This is a genomic window from Biostraticola tofi, from assembly GCF_004343195.1.
Classification (GTDB): domain Bacteria; phylum Pseudomonadota; class Gammaproteobacteria; order Enterobacterales; family Enterobacteriaceae; genus Biostraticola; species Biostraticola tofi.
The window spans coordinates 381913-401264 of sequence record NZ_SMCR01000002.1 but is presented as its reverse complement, the minus strand read 5'-3'; the positions used below and the strand labels follow the sequence as shown (position 1 = coordinate 401264).

General features: G+C 52.7%; 21 protein-coding genes and 2 tRNA genes. 6 read left to right on the top strand and 17 right to left on the bottom strand.

From position 1 onward, the window contains the following. Nucleotides 1–17: 17 nt before the first annotated feature. The 9 genes from nusA to rlmE all read right to left on the bottom strand — a co-directional run bounded on the left by nusA (nucleotide 18) and on the right by rlmE (nucleotide 8050). Nucleotides 18–1505 carry a transcription termination factor NusA gene (gene nusA, locus EDC52_RS06035; RefSeq protein ID WP_131864424.1) on the bottom strand — a complete coding sequence of 496 codons (1488 nt, stop codon included), beginning with the start codon at nucleotides 1503–1505 and terminating at the stop codon, nucleotides 18–20. 21 nt (nucleotides 1506–1526) lie between these two features. Then, entirely contained in the window at nucleotides 1527–1979 is a 453-nt protein-coding gene (gene rimP / locus EDC52_RS06030) for a ribosome maturation factor RimP (RefSeq protein WP_165911666.1), read from the bottom strand. Nucleotides 1980–2193: 214 nt separating this feature from the next. Continuing rightward, nucleotides 2194–2270: transfer RNA gene (locus tag EDC52_RS06025), tRNA-Met, on the bottom strand. Nucleotides 2271–2331: 61 nt separating this feature from the next. Further along, nucleotides 2332–2418, bottom strand: a tRNA-Leu gene (locus tag EDC52_RS06020). Between the two features lie 52 nt (nucleotides 2419–2470). Then, on the bottom strand, nucleotides 2471–2803 hold the full coding sequence (gene secG, locus EDC52_RS06015; protein ID WP_131864423.1) for a preprotein translocase subunit SecG: 333 nt from the start codon (nucleotides 2801–2803) through the stop codon (nucleotides 2471–2473). Nucleotides 2804–2990: 187 nt separating this feature from the next. After that, nucleotides 2991–4328, bottom strand: a complete 1338-nt coding sequence (gene glmM / locus EDC52_RS06005; RefSeq protein WP_131864421.1) for a phosphoglucosamine mutase — start codon at nucleotides 4326–4328, stop codon at nucleotides 2991–2993. After that, on the bottom strand, nucleotides 4325–5173 hold the full coding sequence (gene folP / locus EDC52_RS06000; RefSeq protein ID WP_131864420.1) for a dihydropteroate synthase: 849 nt from the start codon (nucleotides 5171–5173) through the stop codon (nucleotides 4325–4327). Before folP ends, glmM begins: the two co-directional genes overlap by 4 nt. Nucleotides 5174–5433: 260 nt before the next feature. Then, complete coding sequence (ftsH, locus tag EDC52_RS05995; protein ID WP_131864419.1) at nucleotides 5434–7365, bottom strand: ATP-dependent zinc metalloprotease FtsH; 1932 nt, start codon at nucleotides 7363–7365, stop codon at nucleotides 5434–5436. Nucleotides 7366–7420: 55 nt separating this feature from the next. Continuing rightward, a complete protein-coding gene (rlmE, locus tag EDC52_RS05990) occupies nucleotides 7421–8050 on the bottom strand; it encodes a 23S rRNA (uridine(2552)-2'-O)-methyltransferase RlmE (protein ID WP_131864418.1) in 630 nt (209 codons plus the stop codon). Between the two features lie 114 nt (nucleotides 8051–8164). Between rlmE and yhbY the strand changes: the two genes are divergently transcribed. Next, the gene (yhbY, locus tag EDC52_RS05985; RefSeq protein WP_131864417.1) at nucleotides 8165–8458 is read left to right on the top strand and encodes a ribosome assembly RNA-binding protein YhbY; all 294 of its coding nucleotides are present in this window, start codon (nucleotides 8165–8167) and stop codon (nucleotides 8456–8458) included. Between the two features lie 109 nt (nucleotides 8459–8567). Here the strand turns inward: yhbY and greA are convergent, their stop codons facing one another. Further along, entirely contained in the window at nucleotides 8568–9044 is a 477-nt protein-coding gene (greA, locus tag EDC52_RS05980; RefSeq protein WP_131864416.1) for a transcription elongation factor GreA, read from the bottom strand. A gap of 256 nt (nucleotides 9045–9300) precedes the next feature. On the opposite strand from greA, the gene dacB reads away from it, so the two are divergent. After that, nucleotides 9301–10734, top strand: a complete 1434-nt coding sequence (gene dacB, locus EDC52_RS05975; protein ID WP_131864680.1) for a serine-type D-Ala-D-Ala carboxypeptidase — start codon at nucleotides 9301–9303, stop codon at nucleotides 10732–10734. A gap of 110 nt (nucleotides 10735–10844) precedes the next feature. Here the strand turns inward: dacB and cgtA are convergent, their stop codons facing one another. From cgtA to rplU, 4 genes are all read right to left on the bottom strand, one after another. Further along, the gene (gene cgtA, locus EDC52_RS05970; RefSeq protein ID WP_131864415.1) at nucleotides 10845–12020 is read right to left on the bottom strand and encodes an Obg family GTPase CgtA; all 1176 of its coding nucleotides are present in this window, start codon (nucleotides 12018–12020) and stop codon (nucleotides 10845–10847) included. 16 nt (nucleotides 12021–12036) lie between these two features. Beyond that, nucleotides 12037–13020 (bottom strand): DMT family transporter, encoded by a 984-nt coding sequence (locus EDC52_RS05965; protein ID WP_131864414.1) that lies wholly within the window; start codon nucleotides 13018–13020, stop codon nucleotides 12037–12039. A gap of 91 nt (nucleotides 13021–13111) precedes the next feature. Continuing rightward, entirely contained in the window at nucleotides 13112–13369 is a 258-nt protein-coding gene (gene rpmA, locus EDC52_RS05960) for a 50S ribosomal protein L27 (protein ID WP_131864413.1), read from the bottom strand. Between the two features lie 15 nt (nucleotides 13370–13384). Continuing rightward, nucleotides 13385–13696: a 50S ribosomal protein L21 gene (gene rplU / locus EDC52_RS05955; RefSeq protein ID WP_131864412.1), complete on the bottom strand. Its 312-nt coding sequence runs from the start codon at nucleotides 13694–13696 to the stop codon at nucleotides 13385–13387. 259 nt (nucleotides 13697–13955) lie between these two features. Here rplU and ispB point away from each other — a divergent pair, with 259 nt between their 5' ends. Next, entirely contained in the window at nucleotides 13956–14927 is a 972-nt protein-coding gene (ispB, locus tag EDC52_RS05950; protein WP_131864411.1) for an octaprenyl diphosphate synthase, read from the top strand. A 54-nt stretch (nucleotides 14928–14981) separates the two neighbouring features. Here the strand turns inward: ispB and EDC52_RS05945 are convergent, their stop codons facing one another. Continuing rightward, entirely contained in the window at nucleotides 14982–15359 is a 378-nt protein-coding gene (locus EDC52_RS05945) for a DNA-binding protein (protein WP_131864410.1), read from the bottom strand. Nucleotides 15360–15542: 183 nt separating this feature from the next. On the opposite strand from EDC52_RS05945, the gene EDC52_RS05940 reads away from it, so the two are divergent. Continuing rightward, nucleotides 15543–15806, top strand: a complete 264-nt coding sequence (locus EDC52_RS05940) for a helix-turn-helix domain-containing protein (protein ID WP_131864409.1) — start codon at nucleotides 15543–15545, stop codon at nucleotides 15804–15806. Between the two features lie 57 nt (nucleotides 15807–15863). Here the strand turns inward: EDC52_RS05940 and EDC52_RS05935 are convergent, their stop codons facing one another. Together EDC52_RS05935 and mdh are read right to left on the bottom strand one after the other, a co-directional pair. Next, nucleotides 15864–16247, bottom strand: coding sequence for a DNA-binding protein (locus EDC52_RS05935; protein ID WP_131864408.1), 384 nt, complete (start codon nucleotides 16245–16247; stop codon nucleotides 15864–15866). A 464-nt stretch (nucleotides 16248–16711) separates the two neighbouring features. Next, nucleotides 16712–17650 (bottom strand): malate dehydrogenase, encoded by a 939-nt coding sequence (gene mdh, locus EDC52_RS05930; protein WP_131864407.1) that lies wholly within the window; start codon nucleotides 17648–17650, stop codon nucleotides 16712–16714. A gap of 435 nt (nucleotides 17651–18085) precedes the next feature. Between mdh and argR the strand changes: the two genes are divergently transcribed. Further along, nucleotides 18086–18556, top strand: a complete 471-nt coding sequence (argR, locus tag EDC52_RS05925) for a transcriptional regulator ArgR (RefSeq protein ID WP_131864406.1) — start codon at nucleotides 18086–18088, stop codon at nucleotides 18554–18556. Nucleotides 18557–18936: 380 nt separating this feature from the next. Then, the gene (locus EDC52_RS05920; protein ID WP_131864405.1) at nucleotides 18937–19200 is read left to right on the top strand and encodes a YdgH/BhsA/McbA-like domain containing protein; all 264 of its coding nucleotides are present in this window, start codon (nucleotides 18937–18939) and stop codon (nucleotides 19198–19200) included. Nucleotides 19201–19352 lie beyond the last annotated feature (152 nt).

Genomic DNA, 19352 nt, shown 5'->3' with positions numbered 1-19352 from the left:
TTTCCTGCTACAGTTTATTACGCGTTGTCGCCAAACCAACAGATATTACGGGCGGCCATAATAAGCTCACCGGCTTTTTCACTGCTAAGCCCTTCAATATCTGATAAATCGTCGACACCCTGTTCGGCAAGATCTTCCAGCGTACAAACGCCACGCGCCGCCAGCTTGAACGCCATCTCTTGCTCAAGCTCCGGCAGACCCAACAGATCTTCAGCCGGCTTGCCCCCGCCGCGATTCTCTTCCTGCGCCAGGGCCAGCGTGGTCAGGGCATTTTTTGCCCGTTCACGCAGCGCTTCTACCATATCTTCATCAAGCCCATCAATCTCAAGCAACTCTTTCATCGGGACGTAAGCCAGTTCTTCCAGGGAAGAGAAGCCTTCCTCGACCAGAACCAGGGCAAACTCCTCATCGATATCCAGGTGTTTCATAAAGATATCGATAGCCGCATGCGCTTCGGCCTGATGTTTTTCCTGCAAATCTTCTACCGTCATTACATTGAGTTCCCAGCCGCTGAGCTGGGAAGCCAGTCGGACATTCTGTCCGTTGCGGCCGATAGCCTGGGCAAGGTTGCCCGACTCCACCGCGATATCCATGGTGTGTTTGTCTTCGTCGACCACAATAGAGGCAACGTCGGCAGGCGCCATGGCGTTGATAACGAACTGCGCGGGATTGTCGTCCCACAGGACGATATCAATACGTTCGCCGCCCAGCTCGCTGGAAACCGCCTGGACACGCGCACCGCGCATGCCAACACAGGCGCCGACCGGATCGATGCGCTTATCGTTGGTCTTCACGGCTATTTTGGCACGTGACCCCGGATCGCGGGCGGCGGCTTTGATTTCGATGACTTCTTCACCGATTTCCGGCACTTCGATGCGGAACAGCTCGATCAGCATTTCGGGACGCGAACGGCTGACAAACAGCTGAGCGCCGCGGGCTTCGGGACGCACCGAGTAAAGCACGCCGCGGATCCGGTCGCCGGGACGAAAGTTTTCACGTGGCAACATGTCTTCGCGGCCGATAACGGCTTCGGCATTGCTGCCCAGATCCAGACTGATGTTGTCGCGGTTAACTTTTTTCACCACGCCGGTGACGATCTCGCCTTCGTGGGTGCGGAACTGCTCTACCACCATGGCGCGCTCAGCTTCACGCACCTTCTGCACGATAACTTGCTTGGCGGTCTGAGTGGTGATGCGGTCAAAGACCACTGACTCGATCTCATCTTCCACATAACCGCCGACCTGCAGGGCGGGATCTTCGAATTGAGCGGCTTCGAGTGTAATTTCACGCGTGGGTTGCGTCACTTCCTCGACGATAACCCAGCGACGGAAGGTGTCGAAATCGCCGGTTTTACGGTCGATATTGACACGAACCTCGATCTCCTGCTCGTATTTTTTCTTTGTTGCCGTAGCCAGTGCAGTTTCCAGCGCTTCAAATATTTTTTCACGAGGAACCGCTTTCTCATTAGACACTGCTTCAACAACAGCCAGAATCTCTTTATTCATCCTAGTTGCCTCATTAAAACGTTAAAAGTGGGGTACCAGGTTCGCTTTCTGGATGTTGCTCAAAGCGAACACTTCATCTTTGCCGTCCACAGTCACCGTAATCATTTCGCCGTCTATCGTTTTAATGATTCCCTGCCACTTGCGACGGTTTTGCATTGCAATGCGCAAAACCACACTCGCTTCTTCGCCGGCGAACTGTTCAAAGTGCGCGGTGGTAAAGAGCGGGCGATCAAGTCCCGGTGAGGAGACTTCCAGGCTGTAGGCTACGGTAATAGGCTCTTCGACGTCCAGCACCGCGCTTACCTGATGGCTTACATCAGCACAATCATCAACCGTGATACCATCTTCACTATCAATGTAGATACGTAGCGTTGATTGACGGCCCCGAATAAATTCGATACCGACCAGTTCATAGCCGAGAGCTTCAACTGGCGCAGTAATCATCTCTGTCAATTTTTGTTCTAATGTGGACAAAGCCACCCCCGAGACATAAAAAAAGGGCTAAATAGCCCAGTAGTTCTGTAGTTAAATAACAAAAAACCCCGAAAATTCGGGGCTTTAAGTCACTGGACCCTGTAAACCGCACTGCGGTTTTTACAACATTCCAATAAAATCTTTTTCAAAACCGCATCTGGTAATTAAGTATACGCTAAAGACAGTATATTTGAAAAATGACTCTACAGGAAAGTGGTTGCGGGGGCCGGATTTGAACCGACGACCTTCGGGTTATGAGCCCGACGAGCTACCAGGCTGCTCCACCCCGCGTCCGAAAACGTTGCGAATACTACGCCGATAACAGCAAAAAAGCAAGTTATCTATTTTGGATTGGTACCGAGGACGGGACTTGAACCCGTAAGCCCAATCGGGCACTACCACCTCAAGGTAGCGTGTCTACCAATTCCACCACCTCGGCACTTCTGATGCTGTTGTACTTTACTGCGCTGTTACTTTACTAAGGTATTGCCTTACTGCGGGATATCGTTGTTCGGCTTCAATGGCGCATCGGATGGTGCTTTATCCGCCTGCTGTGGCTGGTTCAGATTATCCCACTCACTGCCTTTCTGACCGTGGTTACTGCTCATGTTGCCCAACACCAGGCTCAGGATAAAAAACAGGGTCGCGAGCACGGCCGTCATACGGGTCATGAAGTTACCGGAACCACTCGAACCGAACAGTGTGCCAGAGGCGCCTGCACCGAAAGAGGCTCCCATATCAGCACCTTTACCTTGCTGCAGCATGATCAGCGCAACAAGCACGACAGCTACCAACAGGAATATGACTAACAGAGCTTCGTACATGATATTTTCAGTATCCTTGCGGCTGTACCGCGTGTTGAGCTATTACCCCAATTCGGCCAAAACAGACTCCGACTGAAGCGGGTGTGAATACTAACCAAAGCCAAAGCGGTGCGCAAGGGCATTTTAACGCTGGCGTTCCGTTTGCGGAAAAAAACGCCAGCCGGTAGCATATTTTACCCTGCCCGCCTTAGCCGGCGGCTTTTACCGCATCGGCAATGCAGTGGGCCAAGCGCGTCACCTGCTCTTCGTCTTCGCCTTCGACCATGACCCTTATCAGCGGCTCGGTGCCCGACTTGCGCAGCAAGACTCTGCCGCGGCCGGCCAGCGCCGTTTCCACTTCCCGGCAGGCGTTGACCACCGCGTCTGACTCCAGCGGATTACCGGCGCCGCTGAATCTTACATTCACCAGTATCTGCGGCAGCAGTTTCATGCCGCTGCAAAGGTCATGAAGCGACATATTGTTGCCGACCATGGCTGACAATACCTGCAGACCGGCAATGATGCCGTCGCCGGTGGTGGTTTTATCGAGCAGGATCACATGCCCGGAATTCTCGGCGCCCATGCGCCAGCCTTTTTCCTGCATTTTTTCCAGTACGTAGCGGTCGCCGACCCGCGCTCGCTCGAACGGGATGCCAAGCTGCTTGAGCGCCAGCTCCAGCCCGATATTGCTCATCAGGGTGCCGACCACCCCGCCGCTGAGCCGTCCCTGACGCAGTTGCTCGCGGGCGATGATATACAGAATCTGATCGCCATCGACCTTGTTGCCAAGATGATCGACCATAATGATGCGATCGCCGTCACCATCGTAAGCAATGCCCAGTGCCGCCTTCTCTTGCAGCACCCGCTCGGTGAGCTGACGCACATCGGTGGCGCCGCACTCTTTGTTGATATTCATGCCATCCGGTTGGCAGCCGATGGTTACAACCGTCGCGCCCAGTTCACGCAGCACGCTGGGAGCGATGTGATAGGTGGCGCCATTGGCGCAGTCGACCACAATCTTCAGGCCACGCACGCTCAGATTGCTGGGAAAGGTGCCCTTGCAGAATTCGATATAGCGGCCGGCGGCGTCAACAATCCGGCTGGCTTTGCCCAGTTCGCTGGACTCAACGCAGGTAATGGTTTTTTCAAGCTCGGCTTCGATGGCCTCTTCTACCTCGTCTGGCAGCTTGGTGCCGTCGATGGAGAAAAATTTGATGCCGTTGTCATCATAAGGATTATGCGAGGCGGAAATGACTATCCCCGCTTCGGCGCGAAAGGTGCGGGTCAGGTAGGCGATGGCCGGCGTCGGCATCGGGCCGGTAAACGCCGCCGACAGTCCGGCGGCGGCAAGCCCTGCCTCCAGGGCAGACTCCAGCATATAGCCGGAAATCCGCGTGTCCTTGCCGATGATGATTTTCCGCGAACCATGACGGGCCAGCACCTTGCCGGCCGCCCAGCCCAGCTTGAGCACAAAATCGGGAGTAATGGGACTTTCGCCGACCTTGCCGCGAATGCCGTCGGTGCCGAAGTATTTATGGTTACTCATACAGATTTTTCTTCCTTCGCTGAAAGCGTTGCTTCGACGATCCGCATCGCCTCGACAGTTTCTCTGACATCGTGGACACGGATGATGTGCGCCCCCTGCATGGCGGCGATCACTGCACAGGCTATGCTGCCGGTCATGCGCTGGTCCGCCGGGGCCTGGGTAAGTTGTCCTATCATCGATTTCCTCGACATGCCGACCAGCAGCGGCAAACCGAAATGGTGAAACGCCGACAGTCGCGCCAGCAGGCGGTAATTATGCTGCAGAGTCTTGCCAAAACCGAAGCCCGGATCGATGATTAATCGGTTTTTTGCGATCCCTGCCGCTTCACAGCGCGCAATCTGCCGGACGAAATAGGCGTCGACCTCGGCAACCACATCGTCGTAATGCGGGTCAAGCTGCATGTTTTGCGGACCATCGCCCTGCATATGCATCAGGCAGACCGGTAATCCGCTGGCTCTGGCCGCTGCCAGCGCCCCAGGAAGCGCCAGAGAGCGGATATCATTAATCAGATGCGCCCCGGCCGCGGCGCTGTCACGTATCACTCCGGCTTTTGACGTATCGACCGAGATAAACACATCAAAGCGCGCCGCCAGCGCCTCGACTACCGGTACCACCCGGGCTATTTCCTCCTGCTCGCTGACCTCGGCCGCGCCGGGCCGAGTGGACTCGCCGCCAATATCGATAAGCGTCGCCCCGGCAGCAATCATATCGGCGGCATGGGAAAGCGCTGCCGACAGGGTGGCATGCCGACCGCCGTCGGAAAAAGAGTCAGGGGTGACATTGAGGATACCCATCACCTGGGGCGTCGCCAGATTGAGGCTTTGCTGTTTAACCTGGAGTTTCACCGGCGTCATTCCTTTGGCACTGAAATACAGGCCACTATCTTAGCATCGACCCGGATAATAATAATCCCAAAAATCCATCCGTCTGGCGATTGCCGAGTTGGCGCCAGTGAGACCACACCGAGGGGCAAAAAATAAAACCCCGACGGCGGAGAGTCTTTCCAACGGCAGGAAATAAAAAACCCCTGTCGACCGACAGGGGTTTGCTTGATAACGATGTTCGAAAAGCGGCGTCAACATTGCCGCCTTCCGGACACATTGCCTTAGCGGTTGCCGAACTGTTCGGACATGGTGTTGCCCGGGTTCGGGGTACGGGGCTCATCCACTGGCGTAGGTGCCTGCGGAGTCCCGCCGTTATCAGAATTGCTATTGGTGGTGTCGTCCCATCCAGCTGGCGGACGAACGGTCTTACGGCCCATCAGGTCATCGATTTGCGGCGCATCGATAGTTTCATATTTCATCAACGCATCCTTCATCGAATGCAGGATATCCATATTTTCCATCAGCAGCGAACGAGCACGTACATAGTTGCGTTCGATAAGGGATTTAACTTCCTGATCGATAATGCGCGCAGTCTCATCAGACATATGTTTGGCCTTGGCCACTGAACGCCCAAGGAACACTTCTCCCTCTTCTTCGGCGTAGAGCAGCGGACCCAGCTTTTCCGAAAAGCCCCACTGGGTAACCATGTTACGCGCAATAGAGGTTGCCACTTTGATGTCGTTCGACGCACCGGTGGATACTTTGGCCGGGCCGTAAATGATTTCTTCGGCCAGACGACCGCCGTACAGCGTGGAAATCTGACTTTCCAGCTTCTGGCGGCTGGCGCTGATAGCATCACCCTCCGGCAGGAAGAACGTTACGCCGAGCGCGCGGCCACGAGGAATGATCGTCACCTTGTGCACCGGGTCATGTTCAGGCACCAGACGGCCAATGATGGCATGGCCAGCTTCGTGGTAAGCGGTAGATTCTTTCTGGGCTTCGGTCATCACCATTGAACGGCGCTCGGCGCCCATCATGATTTTGTCCTTGGCTTTTTCAAATTCCACCATCGAAACCACGCGCTTGCTGCCGCGGGCGGCGAACAGCGCCGCTTCGTTTACCAGGTTGGCCAGATCGGCACCGGAGAAGCCTGGCGTACCGCGGGCAATCACTGACGGATCCATATCGGTCGACAGTGGTACGCGACGCATATGGACTTTCAGGATTTGTTCACGGCCACGTACGTCGGGCAGTCCTACCACCACCTGGCGGTCAAAACGGCCCGGACGCAGCAGAGCCGGGTCAAGCACATCGGGGCGGTTGGTTGCGGCGATGACGATGATGCCTTCATTGCCTTCAAAACCATCCATTTCAACCAGCATCTGGTTCAGGGTCTGTTCACGTTCGTCATGACCTCCTCCCAGACCTGCGCCACGCTGACGGCCAACGGCATCGATTTCATCGATGAAGATGATACACGGGGCGGCTTTCTTTGCCTGTTCGAACATGTCACGCACACGGGATGCGCCGACACCGACAAACATTTCGACAAAGTCGGAGCCTGAAATGGTAAAGAATGGCACCTTGGCCTCGCCGGCAATCGCTTTCGCCAGCAGTGTCTTACCGGTACCAGGAGGGCCGACCATCAATACCCCTTTCGGGATCTTGCCGCCCAACTTCTGGAAACGACTTGGTTCACGCAGGTAATCAACCAGTTCGCTGACTTCCTCTTTCGCTTCGTCGCAGCCGGCAACATCGGCGAAAGTGGTTTTGATCTGATCTTCAGTCAGCATTCGGGCTTTACTCTTGCCGAAGGACATCGCGCCCTTGCCGCCGCCGCCCTGCATCTGCCGCATGAAGAATATCCACACGCCAATCAGCAACAGCATCGGGAACCAGGAAATGAAGATCGACGCCAGCAGGCTCGGCTCTTCAGGGGGTTCACCCACCACCTTGACGTTCTTGGTCAACAGGATATCCAGTAATTTAGGATCGTTGACCGGGATATACGTGGTGTAACGGTTGCTGTCTTTTTTAGTTACGGTTATTTCGCGCCCGTTAATACGTGCGTCACGAATCTGGTCCTGATTCAATTCCGACATAAAGGTGGAATAATCCACACGTCGGGCGTTTGACTCGCTGGGCCCGAAACTCTGGAATACAGACATCAGCACAACTGCGATGACTAACCAGAGAATCAGGTTTTTCGCCATGTCACTCAAGGTATTAACCTCATATTACAAAGGTGTTAACAATTAGCGTAGGGTACTATAATTTGCGCCCTGTCGCCACAATGTACACTTCACGGGATCTTAAGCGTGAAGCGTCTGGCTTACGAATCTTTACCTTCGTAAATAGGGAGCGAATTTCCCGCAGGTATTCATCAAAACCTTCTCCCTGAAAGACTTTAACCAGAAAACTACCGCCTGGTGCCAGCACATCCCGACACATTTCCAATGCCAATTCCACTAAATACATGGATTTGGGAATATCCACAGCCGGCGTCCCACTCATGTTAGGGGCCATATCTGACATGACCACCTGTACTTTACTTTCGCCTACTCTCGCGAGCAGGGCGTTTAAAACCAGCGGATCTCGAAAGTCCCCCTGGAGGAAATCGACTCCGACGATCGGGTCCATCGGCAGGAGATCACAGGCTATGATACGCCCTTTCCCGCCAATCTGCGTCACCGCGAACTGTGACCAGCCACCGGGTGCTGCGCCTAAATCAACTACCGTCATACCCGGTTTGAACAACTTGTCGCCCTGCTGTATTTCATCAAGTTTAAACCAGGCACGAGAACGCAGTCCCTTTTTTTGCGCCTGCAATACATATTTATCGCTAAAGTGTTCCTGTAGCCATCGACTTGAGCTTGCAGAACGCTTTTTGGTCGCCATCTTATTTTCCAACTATCATGATACGGTGCAGGAGATGAGATTGTCGTTTGGTGATAACCATCACATGGCGGTAGAATGTACCGTTTTCAATCCCAACGTAAGCAAAAAAGACAAATGAATCTGAATAACAAGCAAAAACAGCACCTGAAAGGCCTTGCTCATCCATTAAAGCCCGTGGTCATGCTCGGCAACAACGGCCTGACGGAAGGCGTGCTGGCGGAAATTGAACAGGCTCTTGAGCATCACGAGCTGATTAAGGTGAAAATTGCCGCTGAAGAACGTGAGACAAAAACGCTTATCGCTGATGCCATCGTGCGGGAAACCGGTGCCGTCAATGTGCAGGTGATCGGAAATATACTGGTACTTTTCCGACCCACTAAAGAGCGCAAGATAACCTTACCTCGCTAACAGCGCTTTTTCTGATGAAAAGGTGCCATTCTCTGACCTGGAGTAAAAGGCCGTTACCGGCCTTTTTCTTTTCTTTACAAAAAAAACAGAACGATTAGCGCGATATATCTTAAATATATTCCACTTTGAGGATTTCGAATTCCACCTCGCCGCCTGGCGTGCGGATAACCACGATATCCCCTTCTGATTTGCCCACCAGCCCGCGGGCTATTGGCGAGTTGATTGAAATCAGATTTTGTTTAAAGTCAGCCTCATCGTCGCCGACAATACGATAAGTCTGCTCTTCTTCAGTATCCAGATTCTGGACGGAAACCGTTGAGCCAAATATTACCCTGCCATTCGCTGCCAATTTTGTGACATCGATCACTTGAGCGTTAGAGAGTTTAGCTTCGATTTCCTGAATACGGCCTTCACAGAACCCCTGCTGTTCACGGGCTGCATGATATTCGGCGTTTTCTTTCAGATCACCATGCTCCCGCGCATCGGCAATCGCCGTGATTATTTCCGGGCGACGAACGCTCTTCAGGTAATCAAGTTCTTCCCGTAGTTTTTCTGCACCACGCAATGTCATCGGAATCTGGTTCATATAAATACCTCTGAAAAATTCATCCTGCTTAAATATTTGCCGTCCTGACGATAGCGCAAGCAGCGGCTAAAGCTGTCGTGCGCCTCTGCTTGAGCGAAAAACAAAAAAAAACCGGACCCGCGTAATAAGCTCGGGTCAGGGTAGGTTTTTCATTTTGAGTTGTATTTTAACCCAGAGTTGCATGTGGGTCATCGTTTACTTTGACCCTGTTTGCGCCGTAGTATGGCGGCATGATTATCTGCTGCTGTTTAAAATTATGCGCTTCAAACATATTATTACTGGGTTAATACCTTTTTTTATGCTTTCCGCCCAGGCGGCCCCGGTAGAAAACTATACCGAACTGCTGCCTGACGGCGCCAATCTGGCGCTGGTTGTTCAGAAAATTGGCTCATCGACACCGGTTGTTGATTATCACAGCCAGCAGATGGCGCTGCCGGCGAGTACCCAGAAAGTGATTACCGCTTTGGCCGCACTGCTGCAGCTGGGCCCGGACTGGCGTTTTATCACCCGGTTCGAGACCAGCGGCAGCGTCGCCAACGGCGTGCTTAATGGCAATCTGGTCGCGCGTTTCAGCGGCGATCCGACCCTGACGCGCCAGCAGATCCGCAATATGGTCACTGAACTTAAAAAACAGGGGATCCGCCAAGTTACCGGCAATGTGCTGATTGATACCTCGGTGTTCGCCAGTCATGACAAGGCGCCGGGCTGGCCATGGAACGATATGACCCAATGCTTCAGCGCGCCGCCCTCCGCCGCCATCATCGATCGCAACTGTTTTTCCGTTTCGCTGTACAGTGCCCCCAAGGCCGGCGACACCGCTTTTATCCGGGTGGCCTCTTATTACCCGGTCAATATGTTCAGCCAGGTGCGCACTCTGGCCAGAGGTTCCTCCGAGGCGCAATATTGTGAGCTGGACGTAGTGCCCGGTGAACTGAATCGGTTTACTCTGACCGGCTGCATGATGCAGCGTGCCGAGCCGCTGCCGCTGGCATTCGCTATCCAGGACGGGGCCAGCTATGTCGGCGCCATTCTGAAGAATGAACTCAAGCAGGCCGATATTTCAGTCAGCGGCGCGCTGCTGCGCCAGACCCTCCCCAGTGCGACCGGCACGGTACTGGCTCAGACTCAGTCTGCCCCGCTGCGCGATTTGCTTAAAATCATGCTGAAAAAATCCGACAACATGATTGCCGATACCCTATTCAGAACCATTGGCCATGAGCATTTCAATGTGCCCGGTACCTGGCGCGCCGGCGCGGATGCGGTTCGTCAGATTTTACGTAAACAGGCTGGCGTCGATTTAGGCAACAGTATCGTGGTCGACGGTTCCGGCCTGTCACGCCACGACCTGATTTCTCCGGCGACTATGCTGCAAGTATTACAGTATATCGGCCAGAATGATCAGACCCTGAATATTATCTCCATGCTGCCGCTGGCGGGCTATGACGGCACCTTGATGTACCGGGCCGGTCTGCATGAAGCTGGCGTGGACGGCAAGGTTTCGGCCAAGACCGGCTCGCTGCAGGGCGTCTATAATCTGGCTGGCTTTATCACTACCGCCAGCGGCCAGCGCATGGCTTTCGTCCAGTACCTTTCAGGTTATGCGGTGCCGCCGGAGGATCAGCGTTCACGGCGTATTCCTCTGGTCAGATTTGAAAGCAGGCTTTATAAAGACATCTACCAAAACAATTGATAGCATAAAAAAAGCGGCCGTCCTGGCCGCTTTTTTTATCGCGTCTGACGACTGCGCTCGATTCATCCAGTCGCTGCCGCCAGGTTCATCGCCCGCTGTGGGGCTTTTATTCAGCGCTTGTAGATAAACTCCACGCCGTCATCATCATCCTCGTCCCAGTCGTCATCGTCCAGATCGTCTTCGTTTTCTTCAACCGGATTGGCCAGTTGTTCGCGATGATAGTCATCCCACATGAATTCGACTTTCTCTGGCGCCGCTTCCTCGGCTGGCTGCTCTTTGGGCTGGGTGTTGATAAACGACATGACATCCCAGCAGAGGGCCTTGACGCCGTCGCGATTGGCAGCGGAGATAATGTAGTAATCGCCTTCCCATCCCAACGCTTTGGCAATGGATTCAGCGCGGCTGGCGGCTTCTTCAGCGCCCAGCAAATCAAGCTTGTTGAATACCAGCCAGCGCGGTTTACCCGCCAGTTTTTCACTGTAACGCTCAAGCTCTTTGATAATGATCCTGGCGTTTTCCACCGGATCCGATTCGTCGATCGGCGCCAGGTCGATAAGGTGCAGCAGCACCCGGCAGCGTTCCAGATGCTTAAGGAAACGGATACCAAGGCCAGCGCCATCGGCAGCGCCTTCAATCAGTCCTGGGATATCCGCCACCACAAAGCTCTGCTCGTTATCCATTCGCACCACGCCAAGGCTGGGTACCAGAGTGGTGAAGGGATAATCAGCAACTTTAGGCTTGGCGGCGGATACCGCGCGGATAAAGGTCGATTTGCCCGCATTGGGCAGCCCCAACATGCCGACATCGGCCAGCAGCATCAGCTCAAGCTGTAAATCGCGCGTTTCACCGGCTGTGCCGTCGGTCCGCTGACGCGGCGCACGATTTACCGATGACTTGAAGCGGGTATTGCCGAGGCCGTGAAAGCCGCCTTTGGCGACCATCAACACCTGCTGATGCCGGGTCATATCGCCCATCACCTCGCCGGTCCCCTGATCGAGGATGCGAGTGCCGACCGGTACCTTGATGGTAATATCCTTGCCGCGTTTGCCGGTACAGTCACGGCTCTGGCCATTCTGGCCTCTTTCAGCACGGAAGGACTTTTCGAAACGATAGTCGATAAGCGTATTCAGGTTTTCATCGGCCAGCAGATAGACATCGCCGCCATCGCCACCGTCACCGCCGTCCGGACCACCGCGGGGGATATATTTTTCCCGGCGGAAACTGACGCAACCATTGCCGCCGTCTCCGGCAACCACCACAATAGCGGCTTCATCTACAAACTTCATGATAACTCTCCGTAACTCATTTGCCGGGTGGTTTAGCTGAACCTACCGGCCCTGTTTTAGACTGCCCCGGCCACCAGCGATGGCCTATGGCAGAAAACATCGCACCCGCTACCACGACAAATGCGCCCAGGTAGCCAATGGCATTCAGCACCGGCGGAGCAAAATAATTCGGCCAGACCAGTGCCAGCAAATCCGAAAAAAATAAGGTGAACAACGGTGTCAGGGTCACAATGGCGCTGACCTGCGCCGCCTGCCAGCGCGCCATGGCTTCAGCCAGCGCGCCGTATCCCACCAGGGTGTTCACCCCGCAAAACAGCAGACAGGCAATTTGCCAGCCGCTGAGATTCATCACCGCTGAAGGCTTGGTGACCCCGGTCAGCGCTATTGTACATAAAACATACAGCAAAAACAGGATCTGCTGTGATGCCAGGCGTCGCAGCAACACTTTTTGCGCCACACCATAACTGACCCAGACCATTGCAGCACACACGCCCAGGATCACGCCCAGCGTGTAATCGGTCAACCGCGTGAAAATCTCTATCAGGCTGGTGTTGAAAAACATTAGCAGACCGAAGACCAACATCCCCGCGCCGATGACCTGGGTGATGCGCATGCGCTCTTTAAGAATAAAGACGCTGGCAAGCATCATTCCCACCGGCGACAGCTGACCGATAACCTGAGAAGCGGTAGGACTCAGATACTGTAGCGATGAGCTGAAAAAGATGAAATTGCCCAGTAAGCCGGCGGTGGCGATGACCAGCAGCAGCAGCCATCTCCAGCCTGCGAATAACCTCAGGCGAGGCAACTGCCCGCGTGGAGCCAGAATTAACAGCAAACCGATGCTGGCCATCAAAAAGCGAAACCAGACCACGGTATAGGGCTCCATATCGGTAAGCACCTGTTTCATGGCAATCGGCAACGCACCCCAGCACATTGCTGTGGTCAGTGCCAGGAGGATGCCTGTACCCGCTTGTTGTCCCGCCTGCTGATGAGTTTTCATGGTCCCTGAACGCTACATTTACCCCAAGGTGAAAATAAAAAGCCCCGCAACGAATTGCGGGGCTTAACTCTGTTATTGGAAAACGAAAAATTTATTCAGCAACGATGCTGACATACTTACGATTTTTCGGTCCTTTAACTTCGAACTGGATTTTACCAGTGGCCAAAGCAAACAGAGTATGGTCTTTACCGCAACCCACATTGGTTCCCGGGTGGAATTTGGTTCCACGCTGACGAACAATGATGCTGCCTGCTAAAACTGCTTCGCCGCCGAAACGTTTTACGCCCAGACGTTTACTTTCTGAGTCGCGACCGTTACGTGTGGAGCCGCCAGCCTTTTTGTGTGCCATGAGTGTGCTCTCCTGTTAAGCGCCAATACCGGTGATTTTCACGTCAGTGAACCACTGACGATGGCCTTGTTGTTTACGGTAGTGCTTACGGCGACGAAATTTAACGATCATCACTTTGTCACCACGACCGTGAGCCACAACTTCAGCTTTGATCTTTCCGCCATTGACGAAAGGAACACCAATCTGAATGTCATCACCGTTAGCGATCATCATAACCTGGTCAAATTCAACAGTTTCACCTGTTGCGATGTCCAGTTTCTCCAGACGCACTGTCTGGCCTTCGCTAACCCGGTGTTGTTTACCACCACTTTGGAAAACCGCGTACATAAAAAACTCCGCTTTCCGCGCACTCAACTTTTATTCGTCCAGAGTGCGCTATAAAATATTCACAATAGGGCGCGAATTCTACGCAAAAAACCTGACTATGACAAGTGCATAATACATACAGGAAGCGAAAAAACAGCAGTTTCTTCACCGGCATTTATCTATCTCATTTTTCAAGTACAATCAGTAACACAGTTTCTGCCATCTGGCCCCATGTGCAGCGTTACTATTTTAACGGTATAAATAAAAGCCGAAACCCATAATGAACCTTGATCAAATTACAGACCTCACCGCGCAGGATATGGCGGACGTGAATGCAGCGATTCTTGAGCAACTGAACTCCGAGGTGGTGCTTATCAACCAGCTTGGACATTACATTATCAGCGGCGGTGGCAAGCGTATCAGACCGATGATTGCGGTTCTGGCGGCGCGCGCGCTGCATTACGAAGGCGCCAAGCATGTCAAAGTGGCTGCCCTGATAGAGTTTATCCATACCGCAACGCTGTTGCATGATGACGTCGTCGACGAATCAGACATGCGGCGAGGCAAGGCGACAGCCAATGCGGCATACGGCAACGCGGCCAGCGTGTTGGTCGGCGACTTTATCTACACCCGCGCCTTTCAGATGATGACATCGCTCGAATCATTGCGGGTGCTGGCGCTGATGTCGGAAGCGGTCAATGTGATCGCGGAAGGAGAAGTGCTGCAGCTGATGAACTGCAACGATCCGGATATCACCGTAGAAAGCTATATGCGGGTTATTTACAGCAAAACCGCACGGTTGTTCGAGGCAGCATCCCAGTCCTCCGCTATTCTTGCCGGCGCCAACCCGGAACAGGAACAGGCGCTGAAAGATTATGGACGCTATCTCGGCACCGCGTTCCAGCTTATCGATGATCTGCTGGACTACAGCTCTGACGGCAAAACGCTGGGCAAAAATACCGGCGACGACCTTAACGAGGGTAAGCCGACGCTGCCGCTGCTGCACGCAATGCATAACGGCAACCCCCAGCAGGTACAGATGATACGCCAGGCGATTGAGCAGGGTAATGGACGTCATTTGCTGGAAGAGGTGCTGGAGGCGATGCATCAGTGCCGGTCGCTGGACTACACCCGCCAGTGCGCCGAGGCAGAAGCGGATAAAGCGATAGCCAGCCTGGCCTGCCTGCAGCCGACGCCTTACCGCGATGCCCTGGAAAGTCTGGCCCATCTGGCTGTACAGCGGCAGTTCTGATTCATCTTGCTGGATAATCTCCGGGCGGGCCAGCACACTGGCCTTATCCCGGAGCTACTCGTTGATATCCAGCCGGGTGAGAAAATGTCCGATCCCTTCGCGCATCACCAGCCTGATGACTTTCTCCCGCTCCAGGGGTGAAAACTGGTGATAGACGGCAATCCAGGCCTCTAGCGAGGTCCCGCCAGCATTGGCTATTACCGGCTCAGTCGTCCAGACGGCTGCCTCATCGTGCATATGCGTGGCGGTGAGCGCCTGCTGTACTGTTGCCGGCAGGCTGTGAAAGGCGAATTCCAGCCCTCTGCCCTGTCGCCCTTTCAGTCGGCGGCGTTCCCATTTTTCACGTCTGGCGCGATCGCATAGTCCCTGCCGGGTTCCCGGCAATCCGGCGACAGCAATCAGTTCACCGGTCGTGAACCAGGCTTTTTTCATAAAATTTCATTCCAATAATGGACGGGTTTATCGAAAATTGACTTTTTTTGGAAAAAAGTAGGAATATTTTAGGAAATTTAATGCTATAAAATTTCCAAATAGCGTAACCACTTAACTGGCGCTTTACTAAAACCCGTTAGTTATAGCATTAACTCTCCTCAACGACAGCAAAGGAATGAACAAATGGATACAAGGAATAATGATTGGCACCCTGCGGACATCATTGCAGCACTTCGTAAACGCGGTACGTCGCTGGCAGCGGTCTCTCGAGCTGCGGGATTAAGCTCTTCAACCCTCGCCAATGCGCTGACAAGACCCTGGCCAAAAGGAGAATGGCTTATTGCCGATGCTCTGGAGATCCATGCTTCCGAGATATGGCCTGGACGCTATATCGACCCAAAAACTAATGAACTGCTCGACAGAAAGAGCCTGATCCGCTCCCGTTGATCGCAAGTGAGGTAATACCCGGAGAGAATGTGCTCTCTCCGGGCACCTGCGCCTACATCAGCTGCTGCTGTGCGCCGCCATTTCCTTTTCAGGAAAATCCAGACGCTTCAGCAATTGCAGCACACCTTCACGCACGATAAACGCGACGATGAAATTACGCTCAGTATCAGATAGCTGACGATGAATCTCATTCCAGGTTGCGCAGGGTTCCTGTGCAGTCAGCGTGTATTCCGCCTGCGTAGTCCTCAGTGAAAGCGTTTTTTTTACCGAGTCGGGCAGGCTTTGCCAGGCATATTCAACTGCTTTACCGCGCGCGCCTTCCCTGCGCCTTTTTTGCCATCCTTCTTCTCTGGCCTTGCGATTTAACCCTTGACGTGTTTTCGGTAAGCCACCTATTCCGATTAGTTCATGGGTTGCAATCCATTCCTTTTTTAGTTCCATCACGTCCCTCCTTGTCATGGCGATATCCTTGCGCTATCCCCATTACGAAGCTTCAAGCCAACTGGATTCAAAAAAAAATGGTCAAGCTTGCACCATGGGGCAGCTATTCATGCGTTCTATTATGTATAACATTTAAGCCTTGCCGTTACATCAATTACAACATAAAAAAGTGTAAAACGTTAAAGGTGGATGAATAATTGAGAGCCCGGACAGATATTTTCCAATGAATCAGCACCTAGTTTAATTACCATTAATTTTCAATGAAATAGATATATTCAATAAGCAATAAAAAACACATAAAAAAGGTATTGAAAAAATCAAAATTAAGAAAAATATAAGCACCTCCGCTGTGGCGTCAGCCAATAAATACAGGGGAAGTAAAAGGATAATGTAGAGAAATTTAATTCAGGGATTGTAGACGTGAAATGAATTCCCCTGCCAGGCGACAGGGGAACGGCCGGGACTTATTGATTGATGAAATTCACACCCAGTTCTATGTCCTGTTTCAAAACAGACAGCATATTATGCAGCGATTGTTGCTCAAACTCACTGAGGGTACCTAGCGGCAGGCGCTGTTCCAGCCCATTCCTACCCAGCAGCAAGGGTTGGGCAAAGAAACGGCTAAGGTTGCCGTCGCTTTCGACATAGGCACATTCAATGACATTGGCTTCGCCCTGCAGAGCCCGTACCAATGAGAGGCCAAACCTGGCGGCGGCCTGCCCCATGGATAAGGTGGCGGAGCCTCCTCCAGCCTTGGCCTCGACCACCTCCGTTCCGGCGTTCTGTATTCGGCGGGTCAACTCGGTAACTTCCTGCTCGCTGAAGCTGACGCCTTTCACCTGCGACAGCAATGGCAGAATGGTTACCCCTGAGTGGCCGCCAATAACAGGAACCTCCAGCGAATCGGGTTCCAACCCTTTAAGTTCAGCCACAAAGGTGTTGGAACGGATGATATCCAGAGTGGTGACGCCAAAAAGCTTGGCGGGGTGATAAACTCCGGCTTTTTTCAGCGCTTCGGCGGCGATGGCGACGGTGGTGTTGACCGGATTGGTGATGATGCCGATAAGCGCTTCCGGGGCCGTTTTCGCCACCTGGTTGACCAGGTTGCGCACAATCCCGGCATTAACGTTGAATAAATCAGAACGATCCATGCCGGGTTTGCGCGCTACGCCGGCCGAAATCAATACGATATCCGCCCCTTCAAGCGCGGGTGAGGCATCTTCGCCGCAAAAACCTTTTGTTACCACCGCCGTCGGGATATGACTGAGATCCACCGCAACACCCGGCGTCACCGGGGCAATGTCGTATAGAGAGAGTTCTGAGCCTGAAGGAAGCTGTGTTTTGAGTAATAAGGCGAGCGCCTGGCCAATTCCGCCTGCTGCACCGAGAACTGCAACTTTCATTCTACACTCCTTATAATCGGATAATTAACTGCCCCGCATCGATCCTGCTAAGATCATAGTGATACAAGTCAGCAAAAACAAACTTGAGATGTTGAGTTTGAGAGATAACGCAACCTGCCAATTCCCTGTTGAAATGCCTGCTTCCTTGAACAGGGCGTACCAATAAAGATACTGCCGGGCGAACAAGATCTAATCGATTATGCCGGTTACCTTACACCGGTAAGATTGCTCAAAACAACATCAATCTCATAACATTTCCTTTACGATTTCGGCGGTATTTTATGCGATCGACTTCATATCGATGAACGAATTTTGTTGGTAAAATAGCCGATTGATTTTTGCCCGAGTGCTCACCGATTGCTGTGGATTTTGATTGCATAAAAATTCATAAATCTGCATAATAATCGCTCCACATCCTGCAAATCCGGAAAACCAATGCGTAACCCATCAAAACAAGAAGAACTTGTGAAAGCATTCAGGGCATTGTTGAAAGAAGAGAAATTCAGTTCGCAAGGCGAAATTGTCAGCGCATTGCAGGAAGATGGATTCGAGAATATCAATCAATCGAAAGTATCGCGTATGTTGACCAAATTCGGCGCAGTGCGTACGCGCAATGCCAAAATGGAAATGGTCTACTGCCTGCCGGCAGAGCTGGGGGTTCCCACCACCAGCAGTCCACTGAAAAATCTGGTGCTGGACGTAGATTACAACGATGCGCTGGTTATCATTCACACCAGCCCCGGTGCGGCTCAACTGATTGCGCGCATGCTGGATTCGCTGGGTAAATCAGAGGGCATACTAGGCACCATCGCCGGTGACGATACTATATTTACGACGCCTGCTCGGGGGTTCAGCGTCAGACAATTGTATGAGGCCATTCTGGTGCTGTTTGAGCAGGAGCTTTGAAGGCCAAGGGCCTGATTATGTACCGATCTTAAGCCTATGCCGGCCCTACGTGCCACGGCGTTATCTCCTGATGTTAAGCTCTCCTTCCCCACTATATCCCTGCATAAACGCCTGCTAGCAGTACGATACGTACCTGCAAGCCTGAAGCTTAAGCACGATTAGCTAAATCGTTTAACTTCATGTTTTATAAACCAATTGATAACAAGTGATTATTATTTGACCACTTTTAATAACTTTCGCTTATATCTATAGATGGCAAGAGCACAAAGTTTCATATTAAATTATGTGCCTTCTATTAATACCTATGGTTATTAGTGTATACTCTTTTTCGTGATGTCTATCACAGATTCATGACTTGAAGAAGACAAGAGGCTAAAATAATGAAAATCAAAACAACCGTTTCCCTGCTAGCAGTAATGTCCGTGCTCTCATTTGGCGCTTTTGCGGCTGAATCTTTATCCCTTGAGCAGACCAGCGGTCTGAGCCCGGCAGGCACCATCACTCTGTCTGGTAAAGCTGGCGCCCCGGCCGATATCCGTCAGGCCATAAACGCCGCGGCCGATGCTAAAGGCGCTAAAGCGTATCGGGTCACCGAGGCTTACAACAATGACACCTGGCACGCTACTGCGCGTCTGTATAACTAAGCGTACAAGAGAAGATTAACAAGAAGAGTTCACTGTAAGGTGATCCAGAAGGTCGTTACCGTTATCGCGCTTTATTATTCCTGTGTCGCAGCGTAATAAACCCTCGTTAACGTTATGCTTTCCCTCGTCGTCCTATCCGACGATCCTTGCCC